General features: G+C 73.1%; 13 protein-coding genes. 9 read left to right on the top strand and 4 right to left on the bottom strand.

All coding sequences use genetic code 11. The features are described from left to right. Positions 1-249 precede the first annotated feature (249 nt). Positions 250-1236: a helix-turn-helix transcriptional regulator gene (locus tag ABT154_RS25680; protein ID WP_351859468.1), complete on the top strand. Its 987-nt coding sequence runs from the start codon at positions 250-252 to the stop codon at positions 1234-1236. A 22-nt stretch (positions 1237-1258) separates the two neighbouring features. Here the strand turns inward: ABT154_RS25680 and ABT154_RS25675 are convergent, their stop codons facing one another. The 4 genes from ABT154_RS25675 to sigK form a co-directional block, all read right to left on the bottom strand. Continuing rightward, positions 1259-2056, bottom strand: coding sequence for a TrmB family transcriptional regulator (locus ABT154_RS25675; RefSeq protein ID WP_351859466.1), 798 nt, complete (start codon positions 2054-2056; stop codon positions 1259-1261). 111 nt (positions 2057-2167) lie between these two features. Then, positions 2168-2371: a hypothetical protein gene (locus ABT154_RS25670; protein WP_351859464.1), complete on the bottom strand. Its 204-nt coding sequence runs from the start codon at positions 2369-2371 to the stop codon at positions 2168-2170. A gap of 296 nt (positions 2372-2667) precedes the next feature. Further along, on the bottom strand, positions 2668-3414 hold the full coding sequence (locus ABT154_RS25665; RefSeq protein ID WP_351859462.1) for an anti-sigma factor: 747 nt from the start codon (positions 3412-3414) through the stop codon (positions 2668-2670). Continuing rightward, the gene (gene sigK, locus ABT154_RS25660) at positions 3411-3998 is read right to left on the bottom strand and encodes an ECF RNA polymerase sigma factor SigK (protein ID WP_502969586.1); all 588 of its coding nucleotides are present in this window, start codon (positions 3996-3998) and stop codon (positions 3411-3413) included. Before sigK ends, ABT154_RS25665 begins: the two co-directional genes overlap by 4 nt. Positions 3999-4305: 307 nt before the next feature. Here sigK and ABT154_RS25655 point away from each other — a divergent pair, with 307 nt between their 5' ends. The 8 genes from ABT154_RS25655 to ABT154_RS25620 all read left to right on the top strand — a co-directional run bounded on the left by ABT154_RS25655 (position 4306) and on the right by ABT154_RS25620 (position 13439). Further along, positions 4306-6075 (top strand): molybdopterin-dependent oxidoreductase, encoded by a 1770-nt coding sequence (locus ABT154_RS25655; RefSeq protein WP_502969585.1) that lies wholly within the window; start codon positions 4306-4308, stop codon positions 6073-6075. Positions 6076-6159: 84 nt separating this feature from the next. After that, entirely contained in the window at positions 6160-6822 is a 663-nt protein-coding gene (locus tag ABT154_RS25650; protein ID WP_351859460.1) for a fasciclin domain-containing protein, read from the top strand. Between the two features lie 210 nt (positions 6823-7032). Next, a complete protein-coding gene (locus ABT154_RS25645) occupies positions 7033-8406 on the top strand; it encodes a cryptochrome/photolyase family protein (RefSeq protein WP_351859458.1) in 1374 nt (457 codons plus the stop codon). Between the two features lie 134 nt (positions 8407-8540). After that, positions 8541-9173, top strand: a complete 633-nt coding sequence (locus ABT154_RS25640) for a sigma-70 family RNA polymerase sigma factor (RefSeq protein WP_351859456.1) — start codon at positions 8541-8543, stop codon at positions 9171-9173. A gap of 96 nt (positions 9174-9269) precedes the next feature. After that, the gene (locus tag ABT154_RS25635) at positions 9270-10529 is read left to right on the top strand and encodes an NAD(P)/FAD-dependent oxidoreductase (RefSeq protein WP_351859454.1); all 1260 of its coding nucleotides are present in this window, start codon (positions 9270-9272) and stop codon (positions 10527-10529) included. Next, on the top strand, positions 10526-11269 hold the full coding sequence (locus ABT154_RS25630; RefSeq protein ID WP_351859452.1) for a DUF1365 domain-containing protein: 744 nt from the start codon (positions 10526-10528) through the stop codon (positions 11267-11269). The genes ABT154_RS25635 and ABT154_RS25630 overlap by 4 nt, the downstream gene beginning before the upstream one ends. Further along, the gene (locus tag ABT154_RS25625; protein WP_351859450.1) at positions 11266-12576 is read left to right on the top strand and encodes a class I SAM-dependent methyltransferase; all 1311 of its coding nucleotides are present in this window, start codon (positions 11266-11268) and stop codon (positions 12574-12576) included. Before ABT154_RS25630 ends, ABT154_RS25625 begins: the two co-directional genes overlap by 4 nt. Beyond that, entirely contained in the window at positions 12573-13439 is an 867-nt protein-coding gene (locus ABT154_RS25620; protein WP_351859448.1) for a DUF1295 domain-containing protein, read from the top strand. The genes ABT154_RS25625 and ABT154_RS25620 overlap by 4 nt, the downstream gene beginning before the upstream one ends. Positions 13440-13447 lie beyond the last annotated feature (8 nt).

Below are 13447 nucleotides of genomic sequence, written 5' to 3'. Positions count from 1 at the left end.
CACGCCTCCCTCCGGGCCGAATATGGCAGTGCCTCAGGCGGGGAGGAACAAGGCCTGTTGGCCGCATGCGGCCAACCCGATGCAGGATCCGGCCCGATCGTCCCTCTCCTGCGGATCTCACGATGTGGTCACCATCGACGCATGGGGAAACCTTTACCCTTCGTGCACGCACCTTCTACAATCCGGGCAGCAGACGTCGGCCACCCCTCTCAGTCTTCTCCCGCGGAGTGCCTCTTGATCGTGTACCACATGGCGGTCCTTGGCCTCACGGCGGCGGAAGAGGAGATCTACCGGCACCTGTTGCGCAACCCCGGAGTCGAACTCGACGACGTGCACGTCCTGGTACGGCAGGACCGGCTCGTCACGGAGGCGGCGGTGCGTCGGCTGCGGGAGCTGCAGGTCATCCGTGAGGGCGACGGCAAGGCGTGGCCGCACAAACCGGAGCTGGTGGTCAACCGGCTGGCCCAGCAACGCCTGGACGAGTTCTACAGCACCATCCGCACCCTCTCCGACCTGAACCCCCTCGTGGACGCCCTGCGGCGTGAGGCGCACGACCGTGGCTCGAACTCCGAACAGGCGCCGATGGAACGGCTGATGGGGCTGTCGGCCATCCGCGATCGCCTGGACGAGCTGGCGTTCTTCGCCCGTACGGAGGTTCTGTCCTCCGAGCCCTACACCGCGCTCACCCCGGAGAACATCGAGCGCTCCCGCGAACTGGACCTGCGCTGCCTGCGCCGTGGCGTCGTCCTTCGCACCCTGGTCCGCGCCTCCGCGGTGGCGGACGCCACCACGCGGGCCTACCTCCAGGAGCTGACCGACGCCGGGGCCCGGATCCGGGTGATCGAGGACCTGAGCGAGCTGATGATCGTGTACGACCGGCACACCGCGCTGGTCCCGGTGGACCCGAAGGTCACCTCCAAGGGCGCCCTCTGCTCCAGCGAGGAGGGGATCGTCACCGCCGTCGTCAACAACTTCGAGCGGCTGTGGGCGGGGGCCGTGGAGTTCGCCGACCTCGTGGGGCAGGGGGAGAGCCCGTCGGGCGAACCCGAACTGACCGATCTGCAGGTGCAGGTGCTGCGGGCGATGTGCACGGTCGCCAAGGACGAGACCGGCGCCCGCCAGGTGGGCGCCGCGCTGCGCACCTACCGCCGCCACATCTCGGAGCTGATGCGGATCCTCGGCGCGGAGAACCGCGCCCACGCGGCGCTGCTGGCCAGAGAACGGGGGTGGGTCTGACCGCCGGTCGTCCGCCCGGCCGTCAGCCGTCCTCGAACTCCCCGGCGTCCGCCCACAGTCGCTCGAAGTGGTTGACGACCATGCTGACCATGCCGGGTTCACCCGTCACGAACGCGCCCCTGCCGATGTCCGAGGGCACGACCGGAACCAGTACGGTCCGGCCGTCGTGCACCACCATCGGGCCGTCGGAGGCGGGCAGCACGCGCACCCGCGCGCCCGCGTCGGCCAGTCGGCGCAGATGGGCGACGACCGCCGGGCCGGCGAGCGCGGACCGCCACACCAGGAGTCGTACGGTGACGCCGCGGTCCAGCATCCGCAGGCACAGGGACGCCGTCACCCAGGGGGGCCGGTGTTCGGACTCCTCGCAGAGTCCACCCACGAGGACCTCGTGGCGGGCGCCCAGGGCGAGCGCCTCCACCCTGGCGCGCAGTGCGGCGGGATCGGTGATCCGCTCCACCGACCGGCCGTCCGGCGGTGGCGTGTCGACCTCCTCGGGCCGGCTGCCGGCGGCGGCCTCGTCCTGGAGGGAAAGCACCATGGGGTAGATCTGGGCGAGGCCGCGGGTGATGGTGTGCAGCTCGGTCAGCAGCCGCTCCGCCAGCCGGCCCACCACCAGCTCCGGCTTCTCCGGCCACAGCGCTCCGTCGCCCTCGACGACGGCCCCCAGGGCCTTCAGCCGTCCCACGACCGCGGCGCCGGTCCCGCGGGGGTGCCATGGCGCGGCGACGATCTCGTCGACGCTGCTGCCGGGGTGCCTCAGCAGGTGGCGGTACGTCTCCTCCTCCGCCGAGGTGATTCCCAGGAACTGCATGCGGTGCATCGGTGGTGCTCCACAGTCGGTCGGTGACGATGAGTGGAGAGGTGGTGGTCCGGGTGTGGTGCTCGGCACCCGGGCCACTGGACCGCCTCCGGGCGGGCTCGCGGCCCGGGATCAGTTGCCGGGCTTCTTCTGCCAGCCGTTGACCGGCCGGCACGGGTCAGGGGCGCCGAGGCAGCGGTCCTCCGCCAGTACGACGGCCATGTCCCTCGGCTCGGTGTCCCCAGTGAGCGCGCGGACCGTACCTGGTGTCGCCGACACGATCAGCCCCGCCGCCACGATCCCCAGGACGGCCCTGCCGATGACGGCGCGCATCATGGTTCTTCCCCTCCGGGCGCCCGGGCGCCGCAACTTCGGAAGTGCCCGGGACGAGATCCCTGACGATGTCGGAAGCATCGCAGCGATCCCCCCTTCCCCCACAGGCCCCGCGTTGGCACGCTCCTGCCTCTCCGCCGTGCACGATCCTGCCAACCGGGGGCACCGCGGACGGGCCCCGGCCCTCATCTGCTTCAGCCGGCGCCGGCGAGGTGTCCGCCGCCGGCGACACCACCGGCACGAGTGACCCCGGTCGGCGCACTGCCACGTGAATCGAGCACATCCCGACCCGTGTTGCGTCAGGTGGGCATCCTCATGAGGAGCAGTGGGGTTGTGGTGGGCCGACGCGATCCTTCGTCGGGTTCGAGGGTGAGGCCGATCGCCGTGGCGGTGGTGGGGTCGCCGTCGAGGGCGACGGTGCCGTCCTCGTGGATGAATCCGGCCGGACGCATGATGCCGTCCTGCTGGAGCCACAGCTGGTAGGTGCGGCCCGGGGCGGGTGCCGGGAGTCCGGTCGCGGTGAAGAGGGCCAGGCTCTGGCGCGCGGAGGCGACGACGGTGGTGAAGGCCCCGTTGGTGGCCTTGCCGTGTGCCGTGCGCGCGTCCGGTGCGGCCAGGACACCGCTGATGGTGGCGAGGCCCTGTTCCGCCTGCCGGGTGCGCTGTTCGGCTTGCTGGGCCTCCCGGTACTGCCAGCCGGCGAGGCCGGCGAAGGACACGGCCGCGGCCAGGGCGGCGGCCAGCCCCAGAGGCCTGGCTCCGCGGCGCAGCCGGCCGCCGATGGTCTTCGTGACCTGCGGGGTGCTGAGCCGTGGGGGCAGTTGGCGTACGCCGGTGACGGCGTCCAGGGTGCGCTGCTTCATCGTGGCGGGCGGTTCCTTGGCCGCGGCGCCGGCAAGGCGTGCGGTGGTGGCACGGAACTCCGCCACCTCTCGTCGGCAGGCCTCGCATCGGGCGAGGTGGCGGGTGAAGGACTCGGCCTCCTCGGTGCCGAGGGCATCGAGGACGTAGGCGCCGGCGAGGATGTGGATGTCGGACGCGTTCACGCGGTCACCCCCATGCAGTCGCGGAGCCGGATGAGGCCGTCGCGCATGCGCGTCTTGACGGTGGGCAGGGGCGTGCGCAGGGTTTCGGCGACTTCACGGTAGGTCAGTCCCTGGTAGTAGGCCAATGTCACTGCTTGGCGCTGGAGTTCGGTGAGGCCGCGCAGGCAGCGGCGGACCTGCTCGCTCTCCAGGCGGGTCTCGACCCGTTCGGCGACGTCGTCGTAGGCGGTGTGGTGACCGTGGGCGGCCTGGGCGTTCTCGCGGTCCGTCGCGGCCTGGGCGGAGCGCACCCGGTCCACCGCCCGGCGGTGGGCGATGGTGGCCGCCCAGGAGATGACCGATCCGGCCTCGCTGCGGTAGCGGGCGGCCCGCCGCCACAGGTCGATCATGACCTCCTGGGCGACCTCCTCGGACTGGGCGCGGTCGCGCACGAGCCTCATGACGATGCCGAAGACCACCGGCGCGAGCGCGTCGTAGAGGGCGGAGAAGGCGTCCTTGTCGCCCCGGGCGACCCGGTGCATGACCGCGGCGAGATCGGGCTCGGTGCTGTCCGTGGCGCGGTCGAAGGGGAGCGGTCGGTTCACCTCGCGCGCTCCGTGGCCCGCGACGAGACGAAGCGGGCGGGCGGGGCCGGGTGGGGGAGGGCTGTCCATCGCATGCTGGTCCTTCGTCGGTAGGGCCTGGCCCGGCACGGGCCGGTCGCAGCGTCACGGATGTCTCTGCAAGCCCTTCGTAGCGGACACGCATCCGGATGGGGCCGATGAGCGGGATGTCCGCCGTGACGTCACCCGTGCCCCGCGGGCCCGCCGCGCGTCCTGGTCCGTCCGTCACGGAGCAGCGGGCTCTCACTCTTTCGGCTGACGGACCCATCCGCGGGGCGGTGGCCGCCGAATGCCGGTCGTGAGCAACTTCCGCAACATCGTCGGCAGGGCGTGGCCCGGGGTTCTGGCCGGTCTGGTCGCAGGGTTCGCCGCCCTGGGGACGGCAGAACTCGTCGCGGGCCTCGTGCGCCCGGCCGCCGCGCCGGTCGCGGTGGTGGGCGGGGCGGTGATCGACAGGACACCGTCCGCGGTGAAGGACTTCGCTATCCGCTCGTTCGGCGAGAACGACAAGTCGGTCCTGCGGCTCGGCATCCTCGCTGTCGTCGTCCTCATCGCGATGGGGCTCGGTCTGGTCGCCCCGCGTCATCGGCGTACCGGCGCGGCCGGAGTCCTGCTGTTCGGCCTGGTCGGGGCGCTCGCGGCGATGAGCCGGCCGGACGCGGGCCCCGCCGACGTACTGCCGTCCGTGATCGGTTCGCTGACGGGAGCGGCGGTGCTCTGCCTGCTGGCGTCCCGAGCGGTTCCCGGGCCGGGGACCGGCCCGCCGGAAGGCGGTGGAGAGGCGGACCGGTCCCGAGCGGTTCCCGGGCCGGGGACCGGCCGGCCGGAAGGCGATGGAGAGGCGGACCGGTCCCGGGTGCTTCCCGGGCCGGGGACCGGCCGGCCGGAAGGCGGTGGAGGGGCGGACCGGTCCCGAGCGGTTCCCGGGCCGGGGACCGGCCGGCCGGAAGGCGGTGGAGGGGCTGGCCGCTGGAACCGGCGCGGTTTCCTCACCGCCGCCGCCGTCACGGCCGGGGCGGCGGCGGGAGCCGGTGCTCTGGGGCGCTTCCTCGGTGCGCGGCGTGGCCAGGACGCGGTGGCCTCACGCGACCGTCTCGTCCTGCCCGCCCCTGCCTCAGCCGCGCCTCCGGTCCCGGCCGGTGCGCGGCTGGGGGCCGCCGGGATCACTCCGTTCACCACACCGAACCGGGCCTTCTACCGTGTGGACACCGCGCTCGTCGTGCCCGAGGTCGACGCCGGCACCTGGCGGCTGCGGATCCACGGCGAGGGCCTCGCCCGCGCCCGTACGTACACCCTCGCCGATCTCCTCGCGCGACCTCTGATCGAACGCGACATCACGCTCACCTGTGTGTCGAACGAGGTCGGCGGCCCCTACGCGGGCAACGCCCGCTGGCTCGGCGTCCCGCTGGCGGACCTGTTGGACGACTGCGGGGTGAGACCACCGTCGAAGGGCGGCAGAGCCGATCAGCTGGTGGCCCGGTCCGTGGACGGCATGACCTTCGGCAGCCCGGTCGAGGAGGTCATGGACGGACGGGACGCGATGCTCGCGGTCGGCATGAACGGCGAGCCCCTGCCGTTCGACCACGGTTTCCCGGTCCGCATGCTCGTCCCGGGGCTCTACGGATACGTGTCGGCCTGCAAGTGGATCGAGGACATCGAACTCACCACCTTCGACAGGTACGACCCCTACTGGGTGAAGCGGAACTGGGCCCGCAGGGCGCCGGTCAAGACCCAGTCCCGCATCGACACCCCACGCCCCTTCGCGCGACCGCCCGCCGGCACCGTCCTCGTCGCCGGAGTCGCCTGGGCCCAGCGGAGAGGCATCACCCGCGTGGAGGTCCGTGTCGACGACGGGCCCTGGCAGGACGCGGACCTCGCCGCTCAGGACACCGTCGACACCTGGCGGCAGTGGGTCTACCGCTGGCAGGCCACACGTGGCAGCCACACCCTCGCCGTCCGCGCCACCGACGGGACGGGCGCCGTCCAGTCCGAGCAGCGCACCCGGACCGTCCCCGACGGGGCGAGCGGCCGGCACAGCGTGTTCGTCACCGTCACCTAGACCACCGGACCGGCCCGACGCCGGCCCGGCGATCACCACTCCCCTTCCGCAGAACGACAACCGATCCTTCAAGGAGCACCCCACATGAACACCCTTCGCATCCGCCGCAGCGCGCTCGCCGTGGCCGCCGCGACCCTCCTCCCCTTCTCGCTCGCCGCGTGCTCCGACTCCGGCAGCGGCAGCGGCAGCGGCACCGAGGCGGGAGCCGCCACGAGCGCCGCCGGCGATCAGGCCCGGACCGGCCAGGCGCCCACCGAGGACGCGATGACGACGGACGAGCCCTTCGGCCCGGCCTGCGCGGGCGTGCCGAAGGAGGGCGCGGGCTCGTTCGACGGCATGGCCGAGGACCCGGTGGCCACCGCCGCGTCCAACAACCCGGCCCTGTCCACTCTGGTCAGCGCCGTCAAGAAGGCCGGCCTGGTCGACACGCTCAACAACGCGAAGGACATCACCGTCTTCGCGCCCACGAACGACGCCTTCGCGAAGATCCCGAAGGCCGATCTGGACAAGGTCCTCGCCGACAAGGACATGCTCACCAAGGTCCTCACGTACCACGTCGTCGGGCAGCGGCTCACCCCGAAGCAGCTGGAGAACGGCACCTTCGAAACCCTCCAGAAGGGCATGATCACCACCAAGGGCTCCGGCGAGTCCTACACCGTCAATGAAACCTCCAAGGTCGTCTGCGGCAACGTCAGGACCGCCAACGCGAACGTCTACGTCGTCGACACCGTCCTCATGCCCCGGTAGCACCGCTCGGGCGGCCCGGAGCACGCGACGGCCCCGCAACCCTCGCCCGAGGGGTGCGGGGCCACCGGTGTGCCCGGGTCGGGGAGGTCGGGCCGCACCGCGTGCATCCGCCGCACGAAGCCCCGGGGAACGCCGGATACAGGAGTGCGACACCAGTACCCCGGCGCGGCGCGGTGCGCTCGCGGCCGGTGGCCGATCAGGGAAGGCGCCATGACCGTCTCCGTCGTTCTGTACACCTCCGACCTCAGGGTCCACGACCATCCGCCCCTCAGGGCAGCGCTCGAAGGGGCGCAGGAGGTGCTTCCGGTGTTCGTCCGTGACCCGGCCGTGGACCGCGCGGGGTTCGCGGCCCCCAACCGGCTGGCCTTCCTCGCCGACTGCCTCACGGATCTGGACCGGGGACTGCGGGACCGCGGCGGCCGGCTCGTGGTGCGGGAGGGCGACACGGTGTCCGAGGTGCGGGCCCTGGTGCGGCAGACCGACGCCGACGAGGTGCACATGGCCGCCGGCGCGACGGCGTTCGCCAGGGCGCGGGAGTCCCGGCTGCGCCGTGCGCTGGAAGCCGACGGCTGCCGGCTGTACGTGCACGACGGCGTGGTCGACGTCGTACCGCCCGGTGAGGTCCTTCCGTACGGATCGGATCACTTCGCCGTGTTCACGCCCTACTACAAGCGCTGGACCGCCGAGCCGCTCCGGGCACCGCTCGCCGCCCCCGGAACGGTGCGGGTCCCCTCGGGGGTGCGGTCCGAGCGCCTTCCACGGCGTACGGCGGTCACCGGTGTGTCGCCCGCCCTCGCCGTGGGCGGGGAGAGCGAGGGGCGCAGGCTGCTCGGTTCGTGGCTGGCGGACCATGTCGACACGTACCAGGACCGTCACGACGACCTGGCGGGCGATGCCACGTCCAGGCTCTCGCCCCATCTCCACTTCGGTACGGTCTCCGCGGCCGAGGCGGTGCACAGGGCGAGCGGGCGGGGCGGCCCGGGAGCGGACGCCTTCGTACGGCAGGTGTGCTGGCGCGACTTCCACCATCAGGTCCTGGCCGCGCGGCCCGAGGCCGCGGGCGCCGACTACCGTCCGCGCCAGGACCGCTGGAGGCGGGGCGCCGACGCCGAGGCGGACCTCGCCGCCTGGCGGGAGGGCCGGACCGGCTATCCCGTCGTCGACGCCGCCATGCGGCAACTCGCCCACGAGGGGTGGATGCACAACCGAGGCCGGTTGATCACCGCTTCCTTCCTGGTGAAGACGCTCTACATCGACTGGAGGGAGGGGGCGCGGCACTTCCTGTCCCTGCTGGTGGACGGTGACGTCGCGAACAACCAGCTCAACTGGCAGTGGGTGGCGGGCACGGGCACGGACTCCAGGCCGCAGCGCGTCCTCAACCCGGTGCGGCAGGCCAGACGGTACGACCCCGACGGCAGCTACGTCCGCCGCTGGGTCCCGGAGCTCGCTGAACTCGAAGGGCCGGCCGTCCACGAACCCTGGCGGCTCACCGGACTCGACCGGGCGTCCTTCGACTATCCGGACCCGGTGGTCGAGCTCTCCGAGGGCCTGGCGCGCTTCCGGGAGGCCCGGAGCAGGTCCTGACCGGTCTCCGTCGCGGACCGGCGGGCGCGGCCTCGATTTCGATGCGAAAACGATGCGAGTTGTGCGGAAAAGGGTGTCGGCCGGAACGTGAGGGCGTACGAGGCCGACGAGGTCCATCCGCAGGAGGAAGCGCCATGACCGCACACCGGATCACCAGCCACCTCGTCGAAGCGGCGGAGCCGTACGGTCGCACACCGGCCGAGGACGGCGACGACTGGATCGCCCGGGGCCTGGTCCGCGGCGACGAGCACTGTCTGGCCGCGGCGTACCACCGCTGGGGCCGCCTGGTCCACACCCTGGCGGCACGGGCGCTGGGGGACCCCCGTGAGGCGGAGGACATCACCCAGCAGGTGTTCGTCGCCGCGTGGCGCGGGCGGTCCACCTTCCGCCCCGAGCGCGGCACCCTGCCCGCGTGGCTCACCGGCATCACCCGCCGGAAGATCGCCGACACGCTGACCGCCCGCACCCGCCGCACCGAGCTCGCGGCGACCCTCGGCGCCGCCCTGGAGCACGAGGCCGGGACCGAGGACCAGCCCGAGCGGGTCCTCGACCGGATGGTCGTCACCGAAGAGCTGGCCAGGCTGCCCCGCGTCCAGCGCGACGTCCTGGAACTCGCCTACTTCGCCGACCTGACCCAGACGCAGATCGCGGACCGCACCGGCCTGCCGCTGGGCACGGTCAAGAGCCACGCCCGGCGCGGCCTCCGGCGCATGCGCCACAGCCTGGCGCCCGCCGTGCCGGTCGCCCCCGCCGCGCCCGTCGCCTGACCGGCCCATCCGGACGCCCGACGGCTCCGAACAACCGACAGCGGAACCCAGGCCGCGCGCCGACCGGCCGACGGCCGCCACAGGAGAGTGGAGACGATGAACGGACGAACCGTCGCGGTGGTGGGGTCGGGGGTCGCGGGTCTCACCGCCGCCCACGTCCTGTCCCGCGCCCACAGCGTGGTGCTGTACGAGGCGGACGACCGGCTCGGCGGCCACGCCCACACCCACGAGCTGCCCACCGCCGAGGGAGGGACGCTCCACGTGGACACCGGCTTCATCGTCCACAACGAGCGGACCTACCCCCACCTCCTGCGCCTCTTCCGCGAACTCGGCGTCACCACGCAGGACTCCGAGATGAGCATGTCCGTCCGCTGCGACGGATGCGGCCTCGAATACGCCGGCGCGCGCGGGATCCGCGGACTTCTCGGCGGCGACGGCGCCCGCCGCGGTCGCCATCTGAGGATGCTCGCCGACGTCCCCCGCTTCCACCGCGCCGCGCGCCGCCTCCTGTCGGGCGACGACACCACGAGGACACTCGGCGACTTCCTGCGGGCCCACCGCTTCTCCGCCCACTTCGTCAGCCACTTCGCGATCCCCCTCGTCTCCGCCGTCTGGTCGTGCGCCCCCGACACCGCGCTGCGCTACCCGGCCGCCTACCTGTTCCGGTTCCTCGACCACCACGGCCTCCTCGCGGTGACGGGATCCCCGCAGTGGAAGACCGTCACCGGCGGGTCGGCCGCCTACGTCGAACGGATCGCCAAGGGGCTCGTCTCCGTACGGACCGCGACCCCGGTGCGCGCCGTCGTGCGCGGCGCCGACCGCGCGACCGTCGTCACCGCCGACGGCGAGACGGCCGAACACACCGCCGTGGTGATCGCCGTCCACCCCGACCAGGCCCTGCGCCTCCTGGCCGACCCGACCGCACAGGAACGGCGAGTCCTCGGAGCCTTCACCTACTCCCGCAACCCGACCGTCCTGCACCGCGACACCACCCTCCTGCCGCGCTCCCCGCACGCCAGGGCCTCCTGGAACTACTGGCTGCCCTCCTGCGCCGCCCGCCCGGAATCCGTCCAGGTCAGCTATGACATGAACCGGCTCCAGCGCCTCCCCACCAGCGAGCCCCACATCGTCACCCTCAACCCCGGCGACCGCGTCGACGAGTCCACCGTCCTGGCCCGCATGACGTACGAACACCCCGTCTACACCCCGGAGTCCGTGGCCGCCCAACGCCTCCTGCCCACCCTCCGTACCCCCGTCACCGCCTACGCCGGCGCCTACCACGGCTGGGGCTTCCACGAGGACGGCTGCCGGTCCGGCGTCGAGGCCGCCCGCCACCTGGGGGTGGAGTCGCCATGACCGGCTCGGCCGCCCCACCCGTCCCCGCCCTGTACGAGACCGAGGTCGCCCACACCCGCGTCACCCCCTTCCACTACGCGCTGCGCCACCGCACGTACATGTGGCTGATCGACCTCGACCACCCGCCCGTCCTCCCCCTGCCCCTGCGTCCCCTCGCCCGCTTCGATCCGTCCGACCACTTCGACGGCGACGCCCCCACCCTGCGGGCCGGCCTCGACGCCTGCCTCGCGGCCCACGGGGTGGCGGACGCGGGCGGACGCGTGCTGATGCTCGCCCACGCCCGCGTCCTCGGGCACGTCTTCAACCCGCTCACCCTGTACTGGTGCCACGACCGCGCCGGCCGCCCCGTCCACGTCGTCGCCGAGGTGCACAACACCTACGGAGGCCGCCACACCTACCTGCTGCACCCCGACGAACGGGGCCGCGCGGAGACGGCCAAGGAGTTCTACGTGTCGCCGTTCCTCGACGTCGAGGGCACCTACCGCATGCGGCTCCCGCTCCCCGGCGACCGTCTCGACCTGACCGTCCAGCTCCGCGGCACGGACGGCTCGCGCCCCCTGACGGCCACGGTCCGCGGCACCCCCCGGCCCGCCCGCCCGAGCACCCTGCTCGCCGCCGCGCTCCGCCATCCCTGGCCGACCGCCGCCGTCTCCCTCGGCATCAGACGCCACGGCATCCGCCTCTACCTCAAGGGGCTCCGCCCCCGTCCCCGCCCCGCCCCGCAGGAAGGCACCCCGTGACCCTCTCGCTCCCTCCGGCCGAGCCGTCCGCCGGCCGGCTCCCGGTGGACCCGGACCGCTGGCCCGACGTCGCCGGGCCGCCGCGCGCCTCCGCCGTGCGCACCGCCGTCGCCCGCCGTCTCGTGGAGCGCGCCCTCGCCGGGCTGCCGCTGCGGATACGGACCGGCCGGGGCACGCCCCTCGGGCACCAGCGGACGGGTGACGACCACCCCCTGCCGACCCTCACGCTCCACGATCCGGACGCGTTCCACCGACGGATCGGCGCCGACGGGCTGATCGGCTTCGGAGAGTCCTACATGGCCGGCGAATGGGAGGCCGACGACCTCGTCGACGTCCTCACCGTGCTCGCCCGCCACGTCGACGACCTCGTTCCCGCCCCGCTGCGCCGGCTCCGCGGCGCCTGGGTCCGGCGGAGGCCCGCGGCCGACCGCAACACCCCCGACGGGGCACGCGAGAACATCCACCGCCACTACGACCTCTCCAACGAGCTCTTCGCCCTCTTCCTCGACCCCGGTCTCAGCTACTCCTCGGCGGTCTTCGACCCCCTCCCGGCGCAGCCGGTGCTCCTCCCCGACTCCGACTTCACCGCCGCCCAGCACCGCAAGATCGACCGGCTCCTCGACCTGGCCGGGACAGGTCCTGGCACCGAACTCCTGGAGATCGGCACCGGCTGGGGCGAACTCGCGATCCGCGCCGCCGCCAGGGGCGCCCGCGTCCGCACCGTCACCCTGTCCGAGGAACAGCTCGCCCTCGCGCGCCGACGCGTCGCGCGCGCGGGCGTCGGCGACCGCGTCACCGTCGAGCTGCTGGACTACCGTGACATCCGAGGCCGTTACGACGCCGTCGTGAGCGTCGAGATGATCGAGGCCGTCGGCGCCGAGTACTGGTCCGACTACTTCGGCGCGCTCCGCCGCCTCCTCGCCCCGGGCGGTCGCGTCGCGCTCCAGGCCATCACCATGCCGCACGACCGGATGCTGCTTACCGCCCGTACCCATACCTGGATCAGCAAGTACGTCTTTCCCGGCGGCCTGATCCCCTCTCCCGAGGCCATCGCCCGCGAGAGCGCCGCGGCCGGCCTGCGCGTCACCCGGGACACGAGCTACGGCGACCACTACGCGGAGACTCTCCGCCAGTGGCGCGCCCGCTTCCTCCGTGAGGAGGCCGCCGTCGCGGCGCTCGGCTTCGACCCCGTCTTCCGGCGCATGTGGGAGTTCTACCTCGCCTACTCCGAGGCCGGATTCCGCTCTCACTACCTCGACGTCCGCCAGTTCCGGCTCACCGCCGACGACCCGGGAGCCGCCCGATGAGCGCCGTCGACACCGGGACCCTGGGTCTCGTCCTCGGCGCCTCGGCGGCCGTCGCCCTGACGGTCATGCTGGTGACCTTCGCGATCGGCACCGCGAAGGGCCTGCACCGGATCGTCGACGTCGCCTGGGGAGTCGCCTTCACGGCGGTCGCCGTCGGGGCGTGGTTCCTCGCGGCGGGTCAGGGCGACGACGTCCGCCGGACCGTCGTCGCGCTCGCCACCTCCGTCTGGGGGCTGCGGCTCGCCACCCATATCGCCCGCCGGGGGCGCGGCCACGGGGAGGACCCCAGGTACGCCCGGATGCTCGCCCGCGCCCGTGGCAACCCCACCCTCTACGCGCTGTGGAAGGTGTACCTCCTCCAGGGCGCCCTGGTCTGGCTCGTGTCCCTCCCCGTCCAGGTGGCGGTCCTGATTCCCGAACCCCTGGACGCGACGGCCTGGCTGGGCCTCGCCGTGTGGGCGGCCGGCCTCGCCTTCGAAGCGGTGGGGGACCGGCAGCTCGCCCGGTTCAAGGCCGATCCGGCGAACCGGGGCCGTGTCATGGACCGGGGCCTGTGGAGCTGGACCCGTCACCCGAACTACTTCGGCGACTTCCTCGTCTGGTGGGGCCTGTACCTGATGGCTTGCGCCACCTGGCCGACCGCCGTGCTCACCCTCGTCTCGCCCCTCGTCATGAGCGCCCTGCTCATCTGGGGCAGCGGCAAACGGCTCCTGGAGGCCCACATGGCCGATCGCCCCGGGTACGCGGCCTACCGGGCGCGCACGAGCGGTTTCGTCCCCCGGCCTCCCCGCCGGCAGACGGACGGGCAACGCTCCGGCGGCGACGGGACCCGGGGACGGGAGACGAGCCCTCCTCCCGCGTGAGGGCCCGC

This window comes from Streptomyces sp. NPDC001728, from assembly GCF_040297565.1.
Taxonomy (GTDB): domain Bacteria; phylum Actinomycetota; class Actinomycetes; order Streptomycetales; family Streptomycetaceae; genus Streptomyces.
This window is presented reverse-complemented; position numbering and strand designations above follow the sequence as displayed.

Bases quoted from the DNA above. Each gene is read 5' to 3' on its own strand.
- ABT154_RS25680 (WP_351859468.1), top strand. From the start codon at position 250: ATGGCGGTCCTTGGCCTCACGGCGGCGGAAGAGGAGATCTACCGGCAC.
- ABT154_RS25675 (WP_351859466.1), bottom strand. From the start codon at position 2,056: ATGCACCGCATGCAGTTCCTGGGAATCACCTCGGCGGAGGAGGAGACG.
- ABT154_RS25670 (WP_351859464.1), bottom strand. From the start codon at position 2,371: ATGATGCGCGCCGTCATCGGCAGGGCCGTCCTGGGGATCGTGGCGGCG.
- ABT154_RS25655 (WP_502969585.1), top strand. From the start codon at position 4,306: ATGCCGGTCGTGAGCAACTTCCGCAACATCGTCGGCAGGGCGTGGCCC.
- ABT154_RS25650 (WP_351859460.1), top strand. From the start codon at position 6,160: ATGAACACCCTTCGCATCCGCCGCAGCGCGCTCGCCGTGGCCGCCGCG.
- ABT154_RS25645 (WP_351859458.1), top strand. From the start codon at position 7,033: ATGACCGTCTCCGTCGTTCTGTACACCTCCGACCTCAGGGTCCACGAC.
- ABT154_RS25640 (WP_351859456.1), top strand. From the start codon at position 8,541: ATGACCGCACACCGGATCACCAGCCACCTCGTCGAAGCGGCGGAGCCG.
- ABT154_RS25635 (WP_351859454.1), top strand. From the start codon at position 9,270: ATGAACGGACGAACCGTCGCGGTGGTGGGGTCGGGGGTCGCGGGTCTC.
- ABT154_RS25630 (WP_351859452.1), top strand. From the start codon at position 10,526: ATGACCGGCTCGGCCGCCCCACCCGTCCCCGCCCTGTACGAGACCGAG.
- ABT154_RS25620 (WP_351859448.1), top strand. From the start codon at position 12,573: ATGAGCGCCGTCGACACCGGGACCCTGGGTCTCGTCCTCGGCGCCTCG.